The following is a 24,265-nucleotide window of genomic DNA, read 5'->3' as shown; positions in this document are numbered from 1 at the left end:
CGCCCTGCTGTTGCCCGGGCGGGCCGCTTTTTCTCAGATGACCAGCCGGTCGTGCAAGGCGTCGATGGTCGCCTGCGACAGGCCCAGCCCGACTGTCAGATAGCTCGACATGGTGCCGTAGCTCGACTGCACCTGATCGAAACCCGCCTGAAGAAAGCTCTCCTGCACGCTGTAGAGCGGTGCGTCCAGCGTAGCCGCTGCCGCCCCGCTCTGGGTCTGGACCGCCGCGACTTGCGCGTTGATCGACCCGGCCGAGTAGGTATTTGTCAGAAGATAATCCTGCACGATCACGTCGAGCGGCACGTTGGCAATGCTGAGCAGCAGCGCCGCGACCCAGCCGGTGCGGTCCTTGCCTGCGCTGGAATGCACCAGTTGCACGCCCGGCGTATTCGCGAGCTGGTTCAGCACGGCGCCGTAACCCGCGCGCTGCGCAGCGCCGGTGACGTAGGCGCGCTCCGCGCCCTCCATCCACTCGATCGCACCGCTTGGCATCTCGGCCGGCGGCACGAGGTTGTCGCTCTCACCCGTCACGTTGATGTTCACATAGACCGCGCCAGCAGGCATCACGTCCCCGGTCCGGGCGACTTCGCCCGGCGTGCGCAGGTCGTAGACGGTGCCAATGTTGAGCGTATCGATCACCGCCTTGTCAGCCGCACTCAAGGTCAGCGCATTCGACCGATAGAACATGCCGCGCCGCACCTGACGGCCATCCACGGTCTGATAGCCGCCGCCTGCGCCGCCGATATCGCGAAAATTGTCGACCGACGCGAGCCGCGGCGTGTCCGGCAGATCGGACGACAACCCGCCGCCGCCGCACGCCGACAGCAGCACGCTGCCGAATCCCGACATCAGCAACACGCTCGCCGAACCTTTCAGGAACGTACGGCGCGCCGCAAATTCACCATTCGGTACAAAGCCTGGCGGCCGAAGCGTACCGGAGCGGGTCGCAGGTAAGCGAACTTTCGCAGTGAAATCCATTGAACTTATTGGTAAGGGGCGCTTGCGCGGCAGGACGGATGGACGGATTAAAACTTGTAGCGCCGCGCCGGAGTGTACCGGGTAAAAATACCACCTGGGTTACAAAGTAGGAGCCGGTAAGGTTCTGAAATTCGTACCCGTACCGATGAAACGATCCTGTCCCAAATACTTGCGCACTCCGTAGCGGTTTTTTGACCAGACTGGCCCGCTTATGTTTCCGCACCGTAAAATAGGGGCGCACCGAGGTGCGAGCGCACGAACCACATGTAAAGAATCAGGGCTCAGGAGACGGGATGGCGTCATTTCAGTGGTTCACGGAGTTGACGACGCGCGAGCGCCGCACGCTCTATGCGGGCTTCGGCGGTTATGCGGTCGATGCGTTCGACTTCATGATCTACTCGTTCCTGATTCCCACCCTGATCGCCACCTGGGGGATGTCCAAGAGCGAAGCCGGGCTGATTGCGACCAGTTCGCTGATTTCCTCGGCCATCGGCGGCTGGCTCGCCGGCATTCTCGCCGATCGCTACGGCCGGGTTCGGGTGCTGCAGTGGACCATCGCCACCTTTGCGGTCTTCACCTGCCTGTCTGGCTTCACTCATTCGTTCTGGCAATTGCTGACCACCCGCACGCTGCAGGGCATTGGCTTCGGCGGGGAATGGTCGGTGGTGACGGTCATGATGGCCGAGACAATCCGCTCGCCGCAGCATCGCGCGAAAGCGGTGGGCACCGTGCAGAGCAGCTGGTCATTCGGCTGGGCGGCCGCGGCCATCATCTACTGGGCCTCGTTTGCACTCTTGCCCGAGCAGGTGGCGTGGCGCGCCTGCTTCTGGGTCGGCATCCTGCCGGCCTTGTGGATCGTCTATGTGCGCCGCAACGTGAGCGACCCGGAAATCTTTCTTGCCACCCGTCGCGCGCGCGAGAGCGGCTTCGACACCGCCCACTTCCTGCAGATCTTCGCCTTCCCCCATCTGAAAACCACGCTGCTCGGCAGCGCCTTGTGCACCGGCATGCTCGGCGGCTACTACGCGATCACCACCTGGCTGCCAACCTATCTGAAGACCGTGCGCCATCTGTCGGTGTTCAATACCAGCGGCTATCTGATCGTGCTGATCGTCGGTTCGTTCACCGGTTATATCGTTGGGGCGATCCTGTGCGACAAGATCGGCCGGCGGGCTTCGTTCATCCTGTTTGCTATCGGCTCGTTCGTGCTAGGCATGGTCTACACCATGCTGCCCGTCACCAATGGCACGATGCTGCTGCTCGGCTTTCCGCTGGGTGTCGTCGTGCAGGGGATTTTTGCCGGGGTGGGCGCCTATCTCTCCGAGCTGTATCCGAATGAGATCCGTGGTTCGGGCCAAGGCTTCTGCTACAACCTGGGACGCGGCCTCGGCTCGTTCTTTCCGATTCTCGTCGGTACGCTTGCGCAATCGATGACGCTCGTGAATGCCATGGGTCTTGTTGCCGGCTCAGGCTATCTGCTGGTGATCGCCGCCGCGCTGTGCCTGCCCGAAACCCGGGGCAAGGCGCTCGCGGCCGCGAGCCCGGCATCCTGACCCGCATTCCTCAGACATGAAAACGATTGTTCTTGGCGGCGGCGTGATCGGCGTCGCGACCGCCTTCTATCTGGCCGCGCATGGGTGCGAGGTCACCGTAATCGAACGCGAGACGGATGTGGCGCTCGCCACCAGTTTCGGCAATGCCGGCGTGATCGCGCCGGGCTATGTCACACCGTGGGCCGCACCGGGGATGCCGGCGAAGATCTTCAAGTACCTGTTCAAACCGGCCTCACCGCTGATCTTCCGGCCCACCTTCGACCCGGCGCAGTGGCGCTGGATCGCACGCTGGCTGCGTGAGTGCGATCTTGAGCGCTTCCGCGTAAACAAGCAGCGCATGCAGCGAATTGCGTATTACAGCCGTAGCTGTCTGCATGAATTTCGCTCGCGATATCCGTTTGACTATGGCCAGAGTCAGGGTTATTTGCAGCTGTTTCGTAGCGCGTACGATGTGGAGTTGGCGCAGCCTTCGCTCGCGGTGCTGCGTGATGCAGGGATCGCGTTTCGGGAAGTGAGTGCCGCTCAGTGTGTGGATATCGAGCCAGGGTTGAGATGGGCGCGCGAGACGCCGGTGTCTGGGCTTTATCTCCCTGATGATGAGGCTGGAGATTGCGCGCGGTTCACTCGCGAATTGCGTTCGATCTGCGAGACCAATGGCGTCGTGTTTCGCTTCGATACCCAGGTCACCGGGCTTGATGTTCAGGGCGGTACGGCACGCGGCGTGCGGATTGCGAGTGAGCGCGGTGGCGAGTTGCTTTCTGCGGATGCCGTTGTTGTGGCACTTGGGGTGGATAGTGCTGCTTTGCTCGCACCGCTTAGGGTGAAGGTGCCGCTTTATCCCGTCAAAGGGTATTCGGCTACGCTGCCTGTGATCGATGATGAGAAGGCGCCGCGTGCCGCGTTGATGGATGAGTCTCTGAAAACCGCTATTACCCGGTTTGGGCGGAATTTGCGGGTGGCGGGGACTGCCGAGCTAGGGGATAAGCGCTCTACTTTGCGTGAGCAGGCTTTGCAGACGCTGCTCAAGGTTCTTGATGACTGGTTTCCACACGCTGCCAAGCCTAGTTCAGCGCATTTTTGGGTTGGGCGTAGGCCTATGACGCCGGATGGCGCGCCGCTACTTGGTCCCTCCGTGATTGATGGACTCTGGATCAATGTCGGGCATGGGTCTACCGGGTGGGCTATGGCTATGGGGTCGGGGAAGGTTGTCGCGGATCTTGTTGTGAGGCGTGTGCCGGAGATTTCTTTGGAGGGGCTGACGTTGGAGAGGTATCGGAAGTAGGTGTTGTTTTTTGCCTGCTCGGCCGTTTTTGTTCAGCTCTCCTAAGGTGTTGGCCTTTCCTTATATTGCTATTGGTTTGCTTGCGTTGCCCCTGTGCGGGGCGGCACCTACTTTCTTTGCCGCCGCAAAGAAAGTAGGCAAAGAAAGCGGGCTCACACCGCTAGCCCGTAGATGTCGCCCTCTTCGGTCACGTCGAAGTGGTCCGAGACAAGATCGTCTCTCGCACCACCACCGGTAGTGGCACAGCGCTCATTCATCCCGCCCCCGCACTTCATGCGCGGCGGTTGGGCATATTCGGCAGATGCGAGCACTTTGCCGCCGTGTGGGCGGCATCCCTTACCTCACCGCAACGAAGTAGTCGCCAGTGCCCGATAGCGCGCGCCGTGTCTCGCCAGCGTACTCGAGTAAAGAATCAGTGACTCGAAGTACGCCAGCAGGTTCAGTGGCGTATGAGCCACGTGCTCCACTGGCCCAGCGTCCCGGCCAAAGCGCGCCAGCGTTATATGTGGCCGGAATGCTCGCGCGTCGACCTGTAAGCCATGCTCGATCATCAGCGATCGTACTTGCCAGTCAAGTTTTGTGAACTCGTCCGTCATCGCCAGCGTCGCCACCGTCAGGCGTGGGCGCGCCGCGTTTGGCCAATGTTCTACGTGCGTCACCGGTGTGGGTCTCAGCGGCACACTGTGTTCCGCCAGTGCCGCCGCTAGCGCGCCACCCTGCTCCCCGGTCAAGGCGCCTATGAACGTTACCGTGAGATGTAATTGTTCGTACGGGACGCGGCGTGCGCGTGTCGAAACAGGAATCGCGCTCAAGACATCACGCGTCTCGGGGTCCGGCGACAACGCAATAAAGCAGCGCTGCCATCCGTCTATCGCCTCTGTATCCTTTGCCCGCATCGTTCGTCACCGTCCTCTGGCTGAAACTCCGCTCGCTTGAGAATACTGCCGGTGCCGCACCATGCGTCCGGCCGCGTGTTGCCACATATGTCCATCAATGGGACATTATCCTCGGCTCTTCGCACCCTCATCCGCCAATTGAAAAGCCGGGTCACCCTCGCGGGTGCCCGGCTTTGGTTACCGCCTTGTCGTCTCCACCTCGTCCTGCAAATCGCTACCGGTCCTTCGTTCTGTGACGAGGACCGGTCGGAGACTTAGCGCGGCAGTTCCGAATGGCCCATCAGGTAGGCGTCCACCGAGCGCGCGCACTGGCGGCCCTCGCGGATCGCCCACACGACCAGCGACTGTCCGCGGCGCATGTCGCCTGCCGTGAAGACCTTGTCTACCGACGTGTAGTACGCCTTGTCGCCTTCCGTCGAGGAACGCACGTTGCCACGGGCGTCCTTGTCCACGCCGAATGCTTCCAGGACCGGTGAAACCGGTTGCGTGAAGCCCATCGCCAGCAGCACCAGGTCAGCCTTCATTTCGAATTCGGAGCCCGGCACTTCCTGCATCTTGCCGTCCTTCCATTCGACGCGCACCGCAATCAGCTTCTCGACCTTGCCGTTCTTGCCTTCAAAACGCTTCGTCGCCACCGCCCAGTCGCGCTCACAGCCCTCCTCGTGCGAGGAGGACGTGCGCAGCTTGACCGGCCAGTACGGCCATACGAGCGGCTTGTTCTCTTCTTCCGGCGGTTGCGGCAGCAGTTCGAACTGCGTCACGTCCTTCGCGCCGTGCCGGTTCGAGGTGCCCACGCAGTCGGAACCCGTATCGCCACCGCCGATCACGACCACGTGCTTGCCCTTGGCCACCAGTTGGCTCGCCAGCTTGTCGCCCGCGTTGACCTTGTTCTGCTGCGGCAGGAACTCCATCGCGTAGTAGATGCCTTCCAGCTCACGGCCCGGCACCGGCAAGTCGCGCGGCGTTTCCGAACCGCCCGACAGCACCACGGCGTCGAACTGCTCTTTCAGTTCGGCCGGCGTGATGGTTTCCTTGGCCGTGTTGCCGATGTGCGCCGGCAGCGGGTCCTTGCCGATGAACACGTTGGCGCGGAACGTCACGCCTTCGGCCTCCATCTGGCGCATGCGGCGATCGATCAGCCACTTTTCCAGCTTGAAATCAGGGATGCCGTAACGCAGCAGGCCGCCGATGCGGTCGTTCTTTTCGAACACCGTCACATCGTGCCCCGCGCGCGCAAGCTGCTGCGCGACGGCCAGGCCCGCGGGGCCCGATCCGACCACCGCGACCTTCTTGCCGGTCTTGTGCTTCGACGGCAGCGGCGCGACCCAGCCTTCGGCCCATGCCTTGTCGATGATTGCGTGCTCGATCGACTTGATGCCGACCGGGTCGTCGTTGATGCCGAGCGTGCACGCCGCTTCGCACGGAGCCGGGCAGATGCGGCCGGTGAACTCCGGGAAGTTGTTGGTGGAGTGCAGCACTTCGATCGCGTTCTTCCAGTCCTGATGGAACACCAGGTCGTTGAAGTCCGGGATGATGTTGTTCACCGGGCAGCCGTTGTTGCAGAACGGGATGCCGCAGTCCATGCAACGCGCGCCTTGAACCTTCGCGTCTTCGTCGGACAGTGCCGCGACGAATTCCTTGTAGTGCTTCACACGCGTGAGCGGAGCTTCGTACGCCTCGTGGCGGCGCTCGAACTCGAGAAAACCGGTTGCCTTGCCCATATGGTTCTCTTCTCTATCTATCTGTATCAGGTGGGGTAATCGGCGCCCGCCGCACGCAAGCGCGGCGGGCACAGCTAGTGGGTATCTGCCGTCTGCGGCTGCGCGTTATGCGGCGAGCACGACCTTGTTCGCCTTCTTGGCAGCCATTTCGCCCAGCGCGCGCTTGTATTCCGTCGGGAATACCTTCACGAACTGACGGCGCGACGCATCCCAGTTTTCGAGCAGCGCCTTTGCACGCGGCGAGCCGGTGAACTGGAAGTGACGTTCGATGAGCCCCTTGAGCAGCACTTCGTCCGTCTCGTTCGCGTGCCACAAGCCCTTGTCGACCGTGCGCTCCTGTTCGGCCTGCTGCAACACCGGGTCGAGTGCGACCATCGACTTGTTGCACTTGCCGGCAAACGTGTTGTCCGGGTCGTACACATACGCGATACCGCCCGACATGCCGGCCGCGAAGTTACGGCCGGTCTCGCCGAGCACCACCACCGTGCCGCCCGTCATGTACTCGCAGCCGTGGTCACCCGTGCCTTCGACGACTGCCGTCGCACCCGAGTTACGCACGCAGAAACGCTCGCCTGCGACGCCGCGGAAGAACGATTCGCCTTCGATCGCACCGTACATCACCGTGTTGCCGCAGATGATGTTCTCTTCCGACTTGCCGCGGAAATCGTTGGTCGGACGAATGATGATGCGCCCGCCCGACAGCCCCTTGCCGACGTAGTCGTTACCGTCGCCGACCAGATCCAGCGTCACGCCACGCGCGAGGAAAGCGCCGAAGCTCTGCCCAGCCGTGCCCTTCAACTGGATATGCACCGTGTCGTCGGGCAGGCCGTCGTGACCGTGCGTCTTCGCGACCAGGCCGGACAGCATGGCGCCGACCGTACGGTTGACGTTGCGCACCGGCTGGATGAACGAGACGTGCTCGCCCTTCTCGATGGCAGCCTTCGCCTTCTCGATCAGCGTATGGTCGAGCGCCTTGTCGAGACCGTGGTCCTGCACGCCGACGTGCTTGCGCGCCACTTCGGCCGACACGGGCGGCTGGTAAAACACGCGCGAGAAGTCGAGACCCTTCGCCTTCCAATGCTCGATGCCTTTCTTCGTGTCGAGCAGTTCCGCATGGCCGACCAGGTCGTCGAACTTGCGCACGCCCAGTTGCGCCATGATTTCGCGCACCTCTTCCGCAACGAAGAAGAAGAAGTTGACGACGTGCTCCGGCTGGCCCTGGAACTTTGCCCGCAGCACCGGATCTTGCGTCGCAACGCCGACCGGGCAGGTGTTCAGGTGGCACTTGCGCATCATGATGCAGCCTTCGACAACGAGCGGCGCCGTCGCAAAGCCGAACTCATCCGCGCCGAGCAGCGCGCCGATCACCACGTCGCGGCCGGTCTTCATCTGACCGTCTGCCTGCACGCGAATACGGCCGCGCAACTGGTTCAGCACCAGGGTTTGCTGCGTTTCAGCCAGACCGAGTTCCCACGGCGTGCCGGCATGCTTGAGCGACGACAGCGGCGAAGCGCCCGTGCCGCCGTCGTGACCGGCGATCACGACGTGATCGGCCTTCGCCTTGGCCACACCCGCCGCCACCGTGCCGACGCCCGATTCCGACACGAGCTTGACCGAGATGCTGGAGGACGAATTCACGTTCTTCAGGTCGTGGATCAGTTGTGCCAGATCTTCGATCGAGTAGATGTCATGGTGCGGCGGCGGCGAGATCAGGCCGACACCCGGCACCGAGTAACGCAGCTTGCCGATGTAATCGGACACCTTGTGGCCCGGCAACTGGCCGCCTTCGCCCGGCTTCGCGCCCTGCGCCATCTTGATCTGGATCTGGTCGGCCGACGACAGATATTCCGCCGTCACGCCGAAGCGGCCCGACGCCACCTGCTTGATCTTCGAGCGCAGCGAATCGCCTTCCTTCAGCGGAATGTCGACGATAACTTCGTCGCCGATCACCGACTTCATGGTGTCGCCGTTCTTGATCGGAATGCCCCGCAATTCGTTGCGATAGCGGTTGGCGTCTTCGCCGCCCTCACCGGTGTTCGACTTGCCGCCAATGCGGTTCATCGCCACCGCCAGCGTGGCGTGCGCTTCGGTCGAGATCGAGCCGAGCGACATCGCGCCCGTCGCGAAACGCTTGACGATTTCCTTCGCCGATTCGACTTCGTCGAGCGGAATCGCCCTGGTCGGGTCGAACTTGAACTCGAACAGGCCGCGGAACGTCATGTGACGCTTTGTCTGATCGTTGATCAGGTGCGCGTATTCCTTGTACGTCTGGTACGAATTGCTGCGTGCCGAGTGTTGCAGCTTGGCGATCGCATCCGGCGTCCACATGTGTTCTTCGCCGCGTACGCGATAAGCGTATTCGCCGCCGGCGTCGAGCATCGTGGCCAGCACCGGGTTGTCGCCGAAGGCTTCACGATGGAGGCGGATCGCTTCTTCCGCGACTTCGAACAGGCCAATCCCGCCCACCTTCGACGAGGTGCCCTTGAAGTACTTCGAAACGAGGTCTTCCGCGAGGCCGACCGCTTCGAAGATCTGCGCGCCGGTGTACGACATGTAGGTCGAAATGCCCATCTTCGACATGACCTTCTGCAGGCCCTTGCCGACTGCCTTGGTGAAGTTGTAGACCGCCTTCTCCGCCGACAGGTCCCCCTTCAGGCCGGCAGCCATCTGCGCGAGCGTTTCCATTGCGAGGTACGGGTGCACAGCTTCCGCGCCATAACCCGCGAGCAGCGCGAAATGGTGCGTCTCGCGTGCCGAACCGGTTTCGACCACCAGACCCGCGCTCGTGCGCAAGCCGTGCTGCACGAGATGCGTGTGGATAGCGGCCGTGGCCAGCAGCGCCGGGATCGCGACGTTGTCGCGGTCGGTGCGGCGGTCGGACACGATCAGCATGTTGTAACCGGACTTCACGGCATCGACGGCTTCCGCGCACAGCGACGCGAGGCGCGCTTCAATGCCTTCCTTGCCCCAGGCCACCGGATAGCAGATGTTCAGTTCATAGGAGCTGAACTTGCCGCCCGTGTATTGATCGATCGCGCGAATCTTGGCGATGTCGCGGAAATCGAGCACCGGCTGCGACACTTCGAGCCGCATCGGCGGGTTGATGTTGTTGGTATCCAGCAGGTTCGGCTTCGGACCGACGAACGACACCAGCGACATCACCATGTTTTCACGGATCGGGTCGATCGGCGGGTTCGTCACCTGGGCGAACAACTGCTTGAAGTAGTGGTAGAGCGTCTTGTTCTTGTTGGACATGACCGCCAGCGGCGAGTCGTTGCCCATCGAGCCCACCGCCTCTTCGCCGGCTTGCGCCATGGGCGCCATCAGGAACTTGAGATCTTCCTGCGTGTAGCCGAAGGCCTGCTGGCGATCCAGCAGGGCGGCGGCTTCGCGGCGCTCCGTCACGACGTCTTCGGCGCTCGGCTCGATCTCGTCGAGCTTGATCCGCACCGCGTCGATCCAGCTCTTGTACGGCTTGGCGTTGGCGAGGTTGTCCTTGAGTTCCTTGTCGTCGATGATGCGGCCGTGCTCCATGTCGATCAGGAACATCTTGCCCGGCTGCAGGCGCCACTTCTTGACGATCTTCGATTCGGGAATCGGCAGCACGCCGGCTTCCGACGCCATGATGACCAGGTCGTCGTCGGTAATGATGTAGCGCGCCGGGCGCAGGCCGTTACGGTCGAGCGTCGCGCCGATCTGACGGCCGTCGGTGAAAGCGATCGCAGCCGGGCCGTCCCACGGCTCCATCATGGCGGCGTGGTATTCGTAGAACGCGCGGCGGTTGTCGTCCATCAGCGTGTGCTGCTCCCACGCTTCCGGGATCATCATCATCACCGCGTGGACGAGCGGGTAGCCGGCCATCACCAGCAGTTCGAGACAGTTGTCGAACGAGGCGGTGTCCGACTGGCCCGGGTAGATCAGCGGCCACAGCTTGGGCAGGTCGTCGCCGAGTACATGGCTCGCAATCGCGCCGGTGCGGGCGTTCAGCCAGTTGACGTTGCCCTTCACCGTGTTGATTTCGCCGTTGTGGGCAATCATCCGGTACGGGTGAGCCAGTTCCCACGCCGGGAACGTGTTGGTCGAGAAGCGCTGGTGCACCAGCGCCAGCGCCGAGACCACGCGCTCGTCCTGCAGGTCGCGGTAGTACACGCCGACCTGGCCCGCCAGCAGCAGCCCCTTGTAGACCACCGTGCGCGCCGACATGGACGGCACGAAGTATTCCTTGCCGTGCTTGAGCTTGAGCGCCTGAATGCGGTGGCTCGCGGTCTTGCGGATCACGTACAGCTTCCGCTCGAGCGCGTCGGTCACCATGATGTCCTTGCCGCGGCCGATGAAGATCTGGCGGATCAGCGGCTCGCTCGCCTTGACGGTGGGAGAAATCGGCATGGAGTGGTCGACCGGCACGTCGCGCCAGCCCAGCACCACCTGGCCCTCGGCCTTCACCGTGCGTTCGAGCTCCTGTTCACAGGCGAGACGCGACGCGTGCTCCTTCGGCAGGAAGATCATGCCGACGCCGTATTCGCCGGAAGGCGGCAGCGTCACGCCCTGCTTGGCCATTTCCTCGCGATAGAAGCCATCCGGAATCTGGATCAGGATGCCCGCGCCGTCGCCCATCAGCGGATCGGCGCCGACAGCGCCCCGGTGGTCGAGGTTCTCGAGAATCTTCAGACCCTGCTGGATGATCTCGTGGCTTTTCTTGCCCTTGATGTGAGCAACGAAGCCGACGCCGCAGGCGTCGTGCTCGTTTTGCGGGTCGTAGAGACCTTGCGCGGCGGGAACCGAGGAGACCGGTTGCTGGTGATCGTTCATGGGGACACCGTCTGAAAGGGGGCCGGGGAAGGCCGTTGAACCGTTTTGTTATTGCCCGCAGTCACACTGCAACCGCGCAGCCGGCTTCGACGCAATCTGCATCGAAACAGCCGGAATTCGGAATATACGCGACGAATCAAAGGAATAGCAAATAAAACGTTGTGATACGACCCCTATTATCAGGTTGGTGCATTGCACTCTCATTTTATTGGTGCCATATCAAAAAAGGTGCAAAAATAAAACGGCACCCGGAGGTGCCGTTTTTCACAGGCCCGTTTGCAGACCGTTTGCAGACCGTTGAAGCAAAACAACTTATTGAGTCTGCGGCGTTTCCCGGACCTTGCGGGGCCGCCCGCGCGGCAGCGGCGAAACCCGGCGGTTGGCCGCCCGCGCCGCCCACTCGCGGTAGGTGTCGCTGCCCAGCACCCAGCCCTTGAGCGTGGCCTGCTGCAGCTGGCTGGCTTCGCGCTCGTCCAGCGGCTGCTCGCACAGTTCGCGGTAGGCGCGCTGCCGCTCGAACGGCGTATTGCCGAGCGACCAGTACAGGGGGTGGTCGGTAATCAGGCTGTCGAGCGTAAGCCCAATATGGTGCCGGTAGCTCGACCAGCGGTAGTCTTCCGGCGCGCTCACCAGTTGCCCGCGCACCGGACACATCTCGACCACCCGGCTTGCCAGCAGGAAATAGCGCTCGCCCTCGATCACGGTTGCCCGGTAGCGCCCCTCCCATAAGGTGCCGCGCCGCGCGTAGCGCCGGTTGAAGTGCGCCACGTAGCGGCGGCCGACTGCCTGCATTGCCTTGGGCAAGCTGGACTCCTCCGTCGGCGTGACGAGCAGTTGCACCGCGCCTGGCATCAACGCATACGCGTGAATCGACAGGTGGTGGTCGCGGGAAGCCGCCTTCAGGCAATCAATGAAGAGCTCGTAATCCTGGTCGTCTACGAATGCGGGCTGCTGATCGAGCCCGCGCAGGATGACGTGTTGCGGCTGGTCGGGAACATAAAGACGTGCGAGCCGTGCCATGCTGGATTATCCAATAGTCGCGTTGGTATATACCCGAAGGTCCAAAAAAGCCGAACGCCCGTACGATTCGCTGCGAAGCGGCTTAGCCAGAAACCTCGCGGAGCTTAGGGAGAAAGCTCTAACCGCCGCGTATGGTTTGTTTCAAACGTTGTGGTCATAATGAGCGGGCCTTTTATGGAGGAGCACATATATGAAATTAAAACAGGCCATGACGGGGATCGCGGCGCTCGCCTGTATGACGGCAGCCCACGCTCAATCGGCCGGAAGCTTTTACGTCTCGAGCGGCTGGTTGCATCTTGCACCTCAATCCAGTAGCGATCCGTTGAAGGAGACAAGCGTTGGCGGCTCACCCGTCAATGTCACTCTGCCGAATACCGGAGCCAGCCTCGATAGCGCCGACACCCTCGGTATCACTGCGGGTTACTTCGTCACCGATCACATCGCAACAGAATTCGTGGTTGGCATCCCGCCAAAGTTCAATCTGGACGGCTCGGGTGCCTTCGGGCAATACGGCAAGCTCGGTGACGCCAAGCAGTGGAGCCCGACGCTCCTGTTCAAGTACTACTTCATGGGTCCGCAATCGCGTTTCCGTCCTTACCTGGGCGTGGGCGTGACCTATGTCAAGTTCACCGACGCGGAAATCACCAACAGCGTGTTCGAGCAACAAGTACTGCATGGTCCGACCACCGTATCCACGGATAGTTCGTGGGAACCGGTGTTTAATGGGGGCTTCACCTTCGCCATCGACCAGCACTGGTTCGCCGGTTTCTCGCTCTCGTACATACCGCTCAGCACTACCGCGAAGCTGAACACCGCGGCCACGACCCCGGTCGGCGTGCTCAACGTCCAGTCGCAGACGAAGATCAAGCTGAACCCGATCGTGAGCTTCGTCAGCATCGGTTATCGCTTCTGACACTTAGACTAAGGGTAGACGAGTTTTGGGGGCTTGAACAATGCCGTCATGCGATCATGGCGGCATTTTCTTTTGTCTGACCCACAAAGCGCGAGTGCACACCGTGGCACGGCCCACTCCTTTGTAAATTTGACTGGCGGTGGCGCGTGTTTCGTGCAAATTGTGCCGCGGCAGAAGGCATGGCGCGTCGGCAGAAGCATCGCCGGGGTTGGGCACCGAAGTTGCGTAACATCGGGTTTCCTGGCCGATTCAAAGCAGGATCACTTTGACCCACCAATGACGGAGCGACCATGACTGCACTACCGAACACGCGAGACGCCCTTGGGGAATCCTGGACGACGACGAGCCGCCGTGCGCGCCGTATTGCCCGCCACAGCCGCCATGCGGCTGAAGACATCGCCACCGAACTGCGCTCACTGATGTCGGAGCTCGAAGACACCCTGGCGGACGGCACCCAGGCCGACGCGGTGGCCCTACGCGCGCAGTTGAAGAAACGCCTGGAAGTTGCCCGCGAGCGCCTGAACGAAACGCGTGACGCCGTGCGTCAACGCGCCGAAGTCGCACTCGAGGGCGCCGACGACTTCGTGCATGAAAATCCGTGGCAAACCCTTGCTATCGTGGGCGGCGTTGCGCTGATTGCCGGCGCGTTGCTGGCACGAAGCCGCTAGCCCGCTGTGGGGCTGGTTGCCGGACTGGTTACCAGCCCTAGTTGTCCGCGATCACGAACAGGCGCTGGTATTCCTTGAGCGCGTAACGGTCGGTCATGCCCGCAATGTAGTGGGCAATCAGGCGCGGCTGGAGCGTCGCGTCGGGCGACTGGTATGAGGGCGGCAGTAGCCGCGGATCGTCGGTAAACGCGTCGAACAGGCCAAAAACCACTCGGCGCGCCTTGTTCGCCATGCGCATCACGCGATAGTGCCGGTACAGGTTCTTGAACAGGAAGCGCTTGAGCACCGCCGCTTGCGCGGCCACCGCCTCGCTGTGCGCAACCAGCGGTGGCGCGGCGCGCACGGCGTCCAGCGAGGCCGGGGCATGCTCGATCAGATTACCGGTGGTGGTTTCGATCAGATCGACAATCAGCGTATTGATGATGCGCCGCACCGTCTCGTGAATCAGCCTGCGCCCTTCGATGTGCGGATAGTCGCGGCGCGCGGCTTCGAAGTGCGTCTGCCAGAGTTCGACTTCGGCCAGCTGCTCGACGGTGATGAGCCCCGAGCGCAGTCCGTCATCGACGTCGTGATTGTTGTACGCAATTTCATCGGCAACGTTGGCGATCTGCGCCTCGATGGACGGCTGCCATCCTTGCAGGAAGCGCTCGCCTAGCGGTCCCAGGCGTCGTGCGTTGTCCCGTGAGCAGTGCTTCAGGATGCCTTCGCGTGTTTCGAAACACAGGTTGAGGCCGTTGAACGCCCCATAGTGCTCTTCGAGATCGTCGACTACGGCGAGACTCTGCAGATTGTGCTCGAAGCCGCCATGCTCGCGCATACGCTCGTTGAGCGCGTCCTGCCCGGCATGGCCGAACGGCGTATGGCCAAGATCGTGGGCAAGCGAAATGGCTTCGACCAGATCCTCGTTGACGCGCAGGTTGCGCGCCACCGAACGCGCGATCTGCGCCACTTCAAGACTGTGGGTGAGACGAGTGCGAAACAGGTCGCCCTCGTGGTTCACGAACACCTGGGTCTTGTATTCGAGACGCCGGAACGCGGTGGAATGGACGATCCGGTCGCGGTCGCGCTGGAACTCGGTGCGCGCGCTGGGCGGCGCCTCAGCGTAGCGGCGGCCGCGGGATTGCGACGCGTGAGCCGCATAGGGCGCGAGATGCGCCTCGAGCATCGCCACGGTGGGCGTCACGGGGAAGGCCGGCGCTCCACGTGCGGACGTTGCGCCGGTTGATTCATACAAAGTCTCGCTATGCGTGTCGCTCACCAGCTTCTCCGAATCAAAGGCCCGCCGGGAACAGGTGGCTCAGACAGCGGCCGCCAGCGTGGCATGCACGGCGGGCTCGGGAGCCGGGCCGATTAGCGTCTCACCGAAACGCTTCAGCAGGATGAATTTGATCTCGCCGGCTTCGGCTTTCTTGTCGACCCGCATCAGGTCGACATAGCGTGCTTCGCCGAGCGCCGGGGCGCGGGTGGGCAGATGCGCGGCTGTGATCACTTCGACGAGACGCTTGCGCGACACTTCGTCAAGGTGGCCGAGACGCACCGACAGATCCGCCGCCATCACCATCCCGCAGCCGACGGCCTCACCATGCAGCCACTCGCCATAGCCGAGTCCGGCTTCGATCGCATGACCGAAGGTGTGGCCAAAATTGAGAATCGCGCGCAGACCGCCTTCGCGCTCATCCGCCGCCACCACCGACGCCTTGATCTCGCACGAGCGCTTGACCGCCTCCGCGAGCGCCTGCGGCTCGCAGCGGTTCAAGGCATCGACATTCGCCTCGATCCAGTCGAAGAATGCCGCATCGGCAATCGCGCCGGTTTTGATGATTTCAGCAACTCCCGCCGCCAGCTCACGCGCCGGCAGCGTCCGCAGCGCGCCAATGTCGGCAATCACGGCTTGCGGCTGATAGAACGCGCCGATCATGTTCTTGCCGAGCGGATGGTTGATCCCGGTCTTGCCCCCCACCGACGAATCCACCTGCGACAGCAAGGTGGTCGGCACCTGGATAAACGGCACGCCACGCATATAGCAGGCGGCGGCAAAACCCGTCATGTCGCCGATCACGCCCCCACCCAGCGCGATGAGCGTGGTCTTGCGATCGGCCCGCGCGCCAAGCAGCGCGTCAAAGATCAGATTGAGCGTTTCCCAGTTCTTGTGGGCCTCGCCATCCGGCAGCACCACCGTGGAAACCTGCTTGCCGAGCGGCGCCAGCGCCTGGCGCAAGGCGTCGCCGTAAAGCGGCTCGACCGTGGTGTTGGTGACGATGGTGACAGACGAACCCGCTATATGCGGTGCGAATAGCGCGGTCTGGCCGATCAGCTCGGCGCCGATATGAATGGGGTAGGCGCGGTCGCCCAGTTCGACATTGACGGTAATCATGCTGGCATTATGACGCAGGATGTTTGGCGACGCCGGCCATCTCGAGCTGCATGAGGACCATGTTGACGAGGCCATTGACCGATGGCCGGCCGGTTTCGATGACGAAATGCGCGCACTCGCGGTACAGCGGGTCGCGCACCTCATAGAGCTCTTCCAGACGCCCTTTGGGGTCTTCGGTTTGCAGCAGCGGACGATTCTTGTCGCGCCGCGTGCGCAACCACAGGTCGTGCGGATTGGCGCGCAAATAGACGACAAGGCCGTTATTGCGTAGCGCCAGGCGATTTTCCGGCCGCAGCACGGCTCCGCCACCGGTTGCCAGCACGATGTCCTGCTGGCCGGTCAGGTCGCTGATGACCTGCGACTCCCGGTCACGGAAGCCCCCTTCGCCCTCGAGTTCGAAGATGACGGGGATGCGCGCGCCCGTGCGCGCCTCGATTTCGTGGTCGGAATCGAAAAACGGACGGTCGAGCCGGCGCGCCACCGCGCGGCCCACGGTGGTCTTGCCTGCCCCCATGAGCCCTACAAAAAATACATTGGCGTGTGCGTCCCGCGCTTGCAACGGTGTCCTCTGGCTAATCCGGTATGGTTCGTGCCGCAGCTTACTGGCAAAGCGACTGCCTTGTCGAGCCTGCGGGCCGCGGCTGCGGCAGGCGCTCAATTCGTCTGCACAACACGCGGCGTGATGAAAACAACCAGCTCGCTGCGCTGGTCACGGTGTGCCCGATGACGAAAAAGTGCGCCCAAAAGGGGTATTTTGCCCAGGAGTGGCACTCGCGTCACATCATCCCGGTCATCTGTGGCGTAGATCCCGCCAATCGACACCGTCCCGCCGTTCTCCACCTCGACGCGCGTGCGCACGTGTTTGGTGTTGATGGCCGGGCCTGCGGCGGTCTCCTCACCTACGCTATCCTTGGCGATGTCGAGGTCCAGCACCACCCGGCCATCCGGCGTGATTTGCGGTTCGACCTCCAGTTTCAGGCTCGCGCGGCGAAACTGCACGCCGGAGACGCCCTGGCCGACTTTAGCCTGATACGGCAGCTCGGTGCCCTGCTCCACGATCGCTTTCATGCGGTCGGCAGTCACGACCCGCGGGCTCGAAACCGTTTCACCATGCCCTTCGGCCTCGAGTGCGCTCAATTCGACGTTGAGCAGCCGCGTGGCCTGAGCCGCGAACAGCGTGAGGCCCACCGTGGCGGCGTCAAACCCGGCCAGCGGCCGTGCGGACAGATCGTAGACGGTGCCGTCCTTGCCGCCGGCGAGTCCGGTTGCGGTACCGCCGTCCGCGTTCGCCGTGGCAAGCGACAGACGCACCCCCAGGTTGCGTGAAAAGCCCTGCTCGCCTTCGACAATCCGCGCTTCGATCAACACCTGACGCGATGGCCGGTCGACCGATGCCAGCAATGCGGCAATCTGTGCGAGGCGCGCCTCCAGATCCGTGACGAACAGCAGATTGGTGCGCGTATCCGCCATCGCGGCGCCGCGCTTTGACAGCACCCGCTGGCTTCCGGAACCGGTCAGCAGGCGCTGCACATCGTCGGCATGCGCGTAGTGCAACTCGAACGTGCGGCTTGCGAGTGGCTCCAGATCCGCAACCCGCGCGTGCGCCTCGAAGCGCTGCCGCTCGCGCGCCGCCATATCGGCGAGCGGCGCCACCCAGATCACATTGCCGTGGCGCTCCATTACCAGGCCGTTGACGTCGAGCAGGGTATCGAAGGCGGTGCGCCACGACACCTTGTCGAGCCGCAGCGAGACCGTGCCGCGTACGCGCTCGCTGGCGACAATGTTCAGGCCCGTGAACTGGGCGAACGCATTGAGCACCGCGCCGAGTTCCGCGCGCTGGAAGTTCAGCGAAATCGGCTTATCGGGGGCGAGACCGTCGTCGGTGTGGCTCACGGCGTCGCCCAGGCGCTGCGCTGGACGAAGCGGCATCGGCGGCCCTTCGAGGGCATGGGTCGGCGCCGGCTCCCGGTTCACTGCAACACGCGGCGCCGAAAGCGGCGTGCCCTCGGGTGGGCTGCCGTCGGTGGAGACATCGTCGACTTGAGCACCTTCCGGTTGCGGGGCGGCAACGCCACCGCTCCCGGCGCTTTCTGGACTTGCCGCGCTTTCCTGACTCATGGAAGCCGACGCATCCTCCGCGGAGTCCGGCCCGGGAAACGGATTCGGCACGTCGACCTTGAAATTGGGAGGTAGCGGCGGCGTGTCGTACGGTTCAACCGTATCGTCAGACGGCATCATGGAGGGAAGCGGCGGCAGCGCCGCGTGCGCCACGCCCGTCAAAAGGCAAAGCCCGCCGGCGGCCAGCCGGATGTACTCGGCCCACGCTTTCATGAGGCCTCCGTCAAGGCTAGCGTGCGGGTACCGGCACGATTCGTCAGGGTGATACTGAGCGCGTCCATGCCCGTGACCCGGTCGTCGCCTACCCGCTGGCCTCGCTCGACCGCGGTGGCGCCATCGGCGGTTTCGAGCAGCGCGAGGCCACGCGCGCTGTCGCGCAGCAGACCGACCAGCCGTAAAAGGCTGATTTGCACTTCGGCCCCATCCGCTTGCCGTTGCAGTGAAAACGGGTCGTCGAATTCCACTTCCTCGTCGTCGGCCTCCAGGTCTTCGTCGGCGAAAAGCTCGGGGCGGCCCGGTGCAGGGGTCAGCGCATGGAACAGGTGCAGGTTCGCGCTGATGAGCAGGACACCCGCGCTACGCCTGACGGTCACGTCTTCGGGCACAACCAGCAGCGGCAAGTCCGACAGGCCGCGCAGGAATACCAGCAGGTGCAGGAAGTCGGCCTGCGCAGTCAGGTGCATCGAGCTCATCGCATCAAGTCCTGCACCGTTTCCGGCCCCCGGCGCCAGAGTGAGCAAGGTAACGCCAGTGCGGGCGGCGAGCAGTGAGATCAGGCGCACGTCGTCAGCTGGCGTCCACGGCTGCGGCACCGGTCCGATCGGCAGCGCTGCGACGCTCCGACGCAATTCAGGTAACTGGCCGAGCGAGTGCTGCGCCTTGACGAGCCGATGTCGAGCTTCGACAAGCGCTGCACGGCCCGCGTGCACACCGGCCAGATCGGTGGAGATCCACGCGTTTGCGCCGGCGCAAAACACGGCGATGCCGATCAGCCCACCCACCACAAATCTGCGCCGCCCGCTCCACTGCGCGAGCGGTACGCGCAGGCGGTTCAACCAGGTCGAGGGTCGCGCCGCCCCATCCGCTCCTGTGGCATGCGGGGCAAACAGGGTACTCATCGCGCACCTCCTGGGCGACCCGGCCCACGCGATTGCCCGCCAGCGAAAACGCCCTGCGGCCCGTCTTTGGCGGCATCGTCCCACTGCAAGCGTGCGGCAAGCTCGATCGAACCGCGTCCGCTCGTTGCAGTCTCGCGTCCGGCACGCACCAAGGGACGCAGATCAGCAACCTCGGCGCTTTTCACACCACGCACCGCGCTCAATTGCTTGAGCCACAAGGTGGATGCCAAAGGATCTCTCGAAGTCGCGAGCAGCTCGGTCTCGTGCCCGCGCTGTCGTAGCTGTTGCAGGGTGACGTCATCTGCGGGCATGCGGCTCAAGGTATCGAGCAGATCGAGCAGCCGTACAAGCGGTCCTGATAGCGTGACTGCACGCGCGGAACGCTGGTTGCGCTGATCAACCTCGCGATGCAGCCGCGCGTGCTCCGCAAGCGGCGCCGCCAGCCCCACCAGTTCGTGCTCGGTCGCCGCACGCTGCGCGTCCAGTCGCACACGTTCGAAGGTCTGCCAGCCGGCCACCGCCAGCACCGCCGTGCAGCCCAGCAATGCGGCGCCGAGCCATTCGAGCAGGCGCCGTCGCCGGGCGCGCCGGGCGTCGCGTTGGCGGTACGGCAGAAGATTGAAGCCGCCGATCCAGATCGCCTGGCCGGCCGCCCCCATGCGCGAGTTCATCCACATCATTCCATCACCCCACGCAACGCAAGACCGAACGCCACCACGCAGTTAGGCTCGCGCAGTAACTCCGCGGACAATGGGCGTGCGCAGTCGCCCATTGCCACGCATTCGAACGGCAGCACCGTGCAGCCCAGCACGTCACCGAAATCGGCGACAGAAAAACCGACTCCATCGAGCAGATCCAGTTCACCTCCGAGCAATGCGCAGCCAAGTGCGCCGCCGTCTACAAGGTCGCGCAACGCGTCAGCCAGATCTTCGTGCTCGGGGGCGGGATAGTGCATCTCACCGGCGACCGCTTCCCCGGCAATGCGCCAGCCATACACGCCGTCTGCGCCAACCCAGATTGCCGCATAGGGTTCGTGCGGCTCCAGCTCCAGCGCGGCTGTGTGCACCAGCGCGCGCAGCGCAGCGTGCGGCTCGCCGTCGATTGCCGTCAACGTCACGCCGGCCGCTGCCGCACACTCGATGCGCGCCTCCAGATGCTGGCGCGTGGCTGCCGCGATCGTCACGCAATCCGCGCGGCGCGGCGAGCGGTCGATGAACCAGTCTACTGCGAGCGCATGACGCTCGATCCCCGCGATCCGCTCCGCTTCACTCAACACGGCCGACTCCAGCGCCGCAAGCGAGGCGCCGCTCGCTGGCGTTACGCCGCTTACGTCGCTTACGTCACTTACGCCGCCCAGTCGAGCCAGCGGCAAGCTCGACATCAGCGTCGCCGAGGCGGGCAGCGCCATGGCGCAGCGCAACGAGCTGGATGCGCAGGATCGCGGCAGTTCCGCGAACACATCGCGCAATGCGCGGATCACCGCCACGCGATCCACGATCTCGACGCCTGCCATCGCCCCCGCAGCCAGCGGCACAGCCGCGAGGTATTCAATCCGCACGGGACCACCTACAGGCACACGCTGACTCAACACCACCAGCCTCACCGCCTGCGGACTCACATCGATTCCCGCAGCAAAACGCCGCACCTTTACCAGCAACGAACTTCCGAACGCCATCCTGCCTCCCTTCACACAGATGCCAAACAGGCGATACGCGCGGCAAACCATTCGCTCGCGAGTACTGGGCACCCCGCTCCAGACGCTGTGCGTCATGCCTCCGGCGAGACCGGAAAACGCGGGAATGCCCTGCTGTTTCTTGGTAGGAGAATTGTGCGCAGTCGCTGCGTTGCGCGATATTCAGCCGGATGGCTAACGTGAACGCCTACACCCCCGGGGCGACCTCAAAGCGTCTACAGTAAGGTCATCCCCCGCGCGGCATGGCGCCCATCCGTAAGCATGCCGAAAGCTGATGAGCCTGGCGGCTATAATCGCGGGACTGTTTTTTGGTGTTCATATGCAATCCTCGTCCCCTACGTCCCCGCCGCCCTCGCCACCCGCCGGGCAGAAGCGCAAACGTCCACTGTGGTTGAAGCTCGTTCTGGGGCTGGTAGGTCTCATGTTCGCCGGCATCGCGTGTGCGGGACTCGTGCTCGGCTACGCGCTGGTCGTGGCCACCCCGAACCTGCCTTCGCTTGACGCACTCACCGATTACCGCCCGAAAGTGCCGCTGCGCATTTACACGGCGGACCATGTGCTGATCGGCGAATTCGGCGAAGAGCGGCGCGACGTCGTGCATATTCAGGACGTGCCGGACAGCCTCAAGAAGGCTGTGCTCGCCATTGAAGACGCACGTTTCTACGATCACGGCGGGGTCGACCTGACGGGTATTGCGCGTGCCGGTTTTGTGGCGCTGACCAACGGACACGCTACGCAAGGCGCCAGCACGATCACCATGCAGGTGGCGCGCAACTTCTTTCTCTCGAGCGAAAAAACCTACACGCGTAAGATCTACGAGATGTTGCTCGCGTACAAAATTGAGTCGAAGCTGTCGAAAGATCAGATTCTCGAGGTGTACATGAATCAGATCTATCTGGGCCAGCGCGCGTACGGCTTTGCCAGCGCGGCGCGAGTCTATTTCGGCAAGGACATGAAGGACCTGACGCTCGCCGAGTCTGCGATGCTCGCCGGCCTTCCCAAGGCCCCTTCTGCCTATAACCCGGTCGTCAACCCGAAGCGCGCCAAGGTTCGTCAGGAGTACATCCTGCAGCGCATGCTCGAGTTGCACTACATCACGCAAGAGCAGTACGACGAAGCAAGCAGGCAGCCGCTCGCCGTCAAGGGCGCGGGCAAAGAGTTCAGCGTGCACGCGGAATACGTCGCGGAAATGGTCCGTCAGATGATGTATGCGCAGTATCACGAAGAGGCCTATACGCGTGGGCTGAACGTCGTGACAACCATCGACTCGGCGGACCAGGACGTGGCGTACCGCGCGTTGCGTAAAGGCCTGATGGACTATGAGCGGCGCCACGGCTATCGCGGGCCGGAAGCATTTATCGATCTGCCCACCGACGCAGACGAGCGCGAACAGGCCATCGACGACGCGTTGCTCGAACATCCCGACAACGGCGAAATCATCGCGGCGGTGGTCACCACGGCCAATCCGAAGCAGGTCGAGGCGACTCTCGCCGATGGCAATGTCGCCACGTTGCAGGGCGACGGTCTGCGCTTCGCCGCGTTCGCGCTCGGCCCGCGCGCGCAGCCGAATCAGCGCATCCGTCCTGGCGCGATCATCCGGGTCGTCAAGGGTGACGACGGTAGCTGGTCGATCACACAGTTGCCACAGGTCGAGGGCGCCTTTATCTCGGTCGTGCCGCAAGACGGTGCGATCCGCGCGCTAGTTGGCGGTTTCGACTTCAACAAGAACAAGTTCAACCACGTCACCCAGGCGTGGCGGCAGCCGGGCTCGAGTTTCAAGCCGTTTATCTATTCTGCTTCGCTGGAAAAGGGGCTCGGGCCGGCCACCGTCATCAACGACGCACCCCTCTTCTTCAGCGCCGCGGAAACCGGTGGCCAGGCGTGGGAGCCGAAGAACTACGGCGGCGGCTTCGACGGTCCCATGACGATGCGCACCGCGCTGCAGAAGTCGAAAAACCTCGTGTCGATCCGCATCCTCAACCAGATCGGCCCGAAATACGCGCAGCAGTACATCACGCGTTTCGGCTTCGATGCGGACCGCCACCCGGCCTATCTGCCGATGGCACTCGGCGCGGGTCTCGTCACACCGTTGCAGATGGCTGGCGGCTTTTCGGTGTTCGCCAACGGCGGGTATCGCATCAACCCGTATCTGATTGCGGAAGTGACCGACCAGCGCGGCAGTGTCGTGGCGCAAGCCAAGCCGCTCGTCGCAGGACAGAGTGCGCCGTACGCGATCGACGTGCGCAACGCCTACGTGATGAACAGCCTGCTGCAAAGCGTCGCACAGCGCGGCACCGGGGCAAAGAGCAATGTTCTGAAGCGCACCGATCTCGCCGGCAAAACCGGCACGACCAACGATTCACGCGATGCGTGGTTCGCGGGCTACCAGCACACGCTCACCGCCATCGCGTGGATCGGCTACGACAATCCGCGCAGCCTCGGTGACAAGGAAACCGGCGGCGGTCTGGCCTTGCCGGTGTGGATCGATTACATGAGCAAGGCACTGAAGGGCGTTCCCGAATACAAGATGCCGATGCCGCAAGGGGTTGTCACGCTCGGCGACGAACTGTATTTCGACAACTTCACACCAGGGAACGGTTTCGTTTCAACCGTTGGGGTGAGTCAGGCCGATCTGGATGCGGACTCGAGCGATGCGGCGCCCGGTGCAGCGCCGGCGCCCGCACCGGAACAGGTCGGGGATCAGGAAAAGCAGGACATCATGAACCTGTTCCGCGGCCATTAGCCGGTTTGCCGGCGCGCGCTGGTTGGGGCGCGCTTACGGCTGGAAACGAACCGGCTCGCCGGCCTGCTGCGTCGCATAGTCAGAGAGCGCAGCGAAAAACTCGGTGCCGCTGCGGGTGTCGTGCCACGCGCCGTCGGTAAAGCGGAAATGGAAACCGCCGGCCTTTGCCGCGATCCAGATTTCCTGCATCGGCGGCTGCAGATTCACGATGATCTTCGTGCCATTCTCGAATTCGAGCGTCAGAACATTGCCGCTGCGCTCGAACTCGATATCGACTTCCGTATCGTCGAGCGTGCGTTCGATGGCCGCAAGCGCGGCCTCGGCGCGGGTCAGGTATTCGCTATCGGACATGCTAAACTCCAACGATCATTTTTTCAGG

General features: G+C 63.2%; 18 protein-coding genes. 5 read left to right on the top strand and 13 right to left on the bottom strand.

What is annotated here, in order from left to right:
• Positions 1–33: 33 nt before the first annotated feature.
• The gene (locus FFS45_RS16865; protein WP_137955770.1) at positions 34–978 is read right to left on the bottom strand and encodes a tyrosine-protein phosphatase; all 945 of its coding nucleotides are present in this window, start codon (positions 976–978) and stop codon (positions 34–36) included.
• Between the two features lie 293 nt (positions 979–1,271).
• Here FFS45_RS16865 and FFS45_RS16860 point away from each other — a divergent pair, with 293 nt between their 5' ends.
• Positions 1,272–2,531 (top strand): MFS transporter, encoded by a 1,260-nt coding sequence (locus FFS45_RS16860; RefSeq protein ID WP_137955769.1) that lies wholly within the window; start codon positions 1,272–1,274, stop codon positions 2,529–2,531.
• A gap of 16 nt (positions 2,532–2,547) precedes the next feature.
• A complete protein-coding gene (locus FFS45_RS16855; RefSeq protein ID WP_137955768.1) occupies positions 2,548–3,813 on the top strand; it encodes a D-amino acid dehydrogenase in 1,266 nt (421 codons plus the stop codon).
• A 341-nt stretch (positions 3,814–4,154) separates the two neighbouring features.
• Here FFS45_RS16855 and thpR read toward each other — a convergent pair whose 3' ends face one another.
• The 4 genes from thpR to FFS45_RS16835 all read right to left on the bottom strand — a co-directional run bounded on the left by thpR (position 4,155) and on the right by FFS45_RS16835 (position 12,259).
• Positions 4,155–4,709: an RNA 2',3'-cyclic phosphodiesterase gene (thpR, locus tag FFS45_RS16850; protein WP_137955767.1), complete on the bottom strand. Its 555-nt coding sequence runs from the start codon at positions 4,707–4,709 to the stop codon at positions 4,155–4,157.
• A gap of 254 nt (positions 4,710–4,963) precedes the next feature.
• Complete coding sequence (locus tag FFS45_RS16845) at positions 4,964–6,430, bottom strand: glutamate synthase subunit beta (protein WP_137955766.1); 1,467 nt, start codon at positions 6,428–6,430, stop codon at positions 4,964–4,966.
• A gap of 105 nt (positions 6,431–6,535) precedes the next feature.
• Complete coding sequence (locus FFS45_RS16840; RefSeq protein WP_137955765.1) at positions 6,536–11,239, bottom strand: glutamate synthase-related protein; 4,704 nt, start codon at positions 11,237–11,239, stop codon at positions 6,536–6,538.
• A 312-nt stretch (positions 11,240–11,551) separates the two neighbouring features.
• Positions 11,552–12,259 carry a transposase gene (locus FFS45_RS16835; RefSeq protein WP_090695838.1) on the bottom strand — a complete coding sequence of 236 codons (708 nt, stop codon included), beginning with the start codon at positions 12,257–12,259 and terminating at the stop codon, positions 11,552–11,554.
• Positions 12,260–12,449: 190 nt separating this feature from the next.
• On the opposite strand from FFS45_RS16835, the gene FFS45_RS16830 reads away from it, so the two are divergent.
• Both FFS45_RS16830 and FFS45_RS16825 read left to right on the top strand, forming a co-directional pair.
• A complete protein-coding gene (locus tag FFS45_RS16830) occupies positions 12,450–13,172 on the top strand; it encodes an OmpW family outer membrane protein (RefSeq protein WP_137955764.1) in 723 nt (240 codons plus the stop codon).
• Between the two features lie 290 nt (positions 13,173–13,462).
• Positions 13,463–13,840, top strand: coding sequence for a DUF883 family protein (locus FFS45_RS16825; RefSeq protein WP_137955763.1), 378 nt, complete (start codon positions 13,463–13,465; stop codon positions 13,838–13,840).
• A gap of 37 nt (positions 13,841–13,877) precedes the next feature.
• On the opposite strand, the gene FFS45_RS16820 is transcribed toward FFS45_RS16825, so the two are convergent.
• The 7 genes from FFS45_RS16820 to FFS45_RS16790 form a co-directional block, all read right to left on the bottom strand.
• Positions 13,878–15,023, bottom strand: a complete 1,146-nt coding sequence (locus FFS45_RS16820; RefSeq protein WP_249362820.1) for a deoxyguanosinetriphosphate triphosphohydrolase — start codon at positions 15,021–15,023, stop codon at positions 13,878–13,880.
• A gap of 114 nt (positions 15,024–15,137) precedes the next feature.
• Positions 15,138–16,214 carry a 3-dehydroquinate synthase gene (gene aroB, locus FFS45_RS16815; protein ID WP_137955761.1) on the bottom strand — a complete coding sequence of 359 codons (1,077 nt, stop codon included), beginning with the start codon at positions 16,212–16,214 and terminating at the stop codon, positions 15,138–15,140.
• Between the two features lie 7 nt (positions 16,215–16,221).
• On the bottom strand, positions 16,222–16,773 hold the full coding sequence (locus tag FFS45_RS16810; RefSeq protein WP_137955848.1) for a shikimate kinase: 552 nt from the start codon (positions 16,771–16,773) through the stop codon (positions 16,222–16,224).
• Between the two features lie 95 nt (positions 16,774–16,868).
• Positions 16,869–18,545, bottom strand: coding sequence for a type IV pilus secretin PilQ (pilQ, locus tag FFS45_RS16805; RefSeq protein ID WP_137955760.1), 1,677 nt, complete (start codon positions 18,543–18,545; stop codon positions 16,869–16,871).
• The gene (locus tag FFS45_RS16800) at positions 18,542–19,450 is read right to left on the bottom strand and encodes a hypothetical protein (RefSeq protein WP_137955759.1); all 909 of its coding nucleotides are present in this window, start codon (positions 19,448–19,450) and stop codon (positions 18,542–18,544) included. The genes pilQ and FFS45_RS16800 overlap by 4 nt, the downstream gene beginning before the upstream one ends.
• Positions 19,447–20,121 (bottom strand): fimbrial assembly protein, encoded by a 675-nt coding sequence (locus FFS45_RS41740; RefSeq protein ID WP_212745740.1) that lies wholly within the window; start codon positions 20,119–20,121, stop codon positions 19,447–19,449. The genes FFS45_RS16800 and FFS45_RS41740 overlap by 4 nt, the downstream gene beginning before the upstream one ends.
• 5 nt (positions 20,122–20,126) lie before the next feature.
• Positions 20,127–21,125 carry a pilus assembly protein PilM gene (locus tag FFS45_RS16790; RefSeq protein ID WP_137955758.1) on the bottom strand — a complete coding sequence of 333 codons (999 nt, stop codon included), beginning with the start codon at positions 21,123–21,125 and terminating at the stop codon, positions 20,127–20,129.
• Positions 21,126–21,462: 337 nt separating this feature from the next.
• Between FFS45_RS16790 and FFS45_RS16785 the strand changes: the two genes are divergently transcribed.
• On the top strand, positions 21,463–23,886 hold the full coding sequence (locus tag FFS45_RS16785; protein ID WP_137955757.1) for a penicillin-binding protein 1A: 2,424 nt from the start codon (positions 21,463–21,465) through the stop codon (positions 23,884–23,886).
• A 33-nt stretch (positions 23,887–23,919) separates the two neighbouring features.
• Here FFS45_RS16785 and cyaY read toward each other — a convergent pair whose 3' ends face one another.
• Entirely contained in the window at positions 23,920–24,237 is a 318-nt protein-coding gene (gene cyaY / locus FFS45_RS16780; protein ID WP_137955756.1) for an iron donor protein CyaY, read from the bottom strand.
• Positions 24,238–24,265 lie beyond the last annotated feature (28 nt).

Origin of the sequence: Burkholderia sp. 4M9327F10 (genome assembly GCF_005503145.1) — a bacterium.
Classification (GTDB): Bacteria; Pseudomonadota; Gammaproteobacteria; order Burkholderiales; family Burkholderiaceae; genus Paraburkholderia.
The sequence above is the reverse complement of the archived record's forward strand: the minus strand, read 5'-3'. Positions and strand labels throughout refer to the sequence as shown.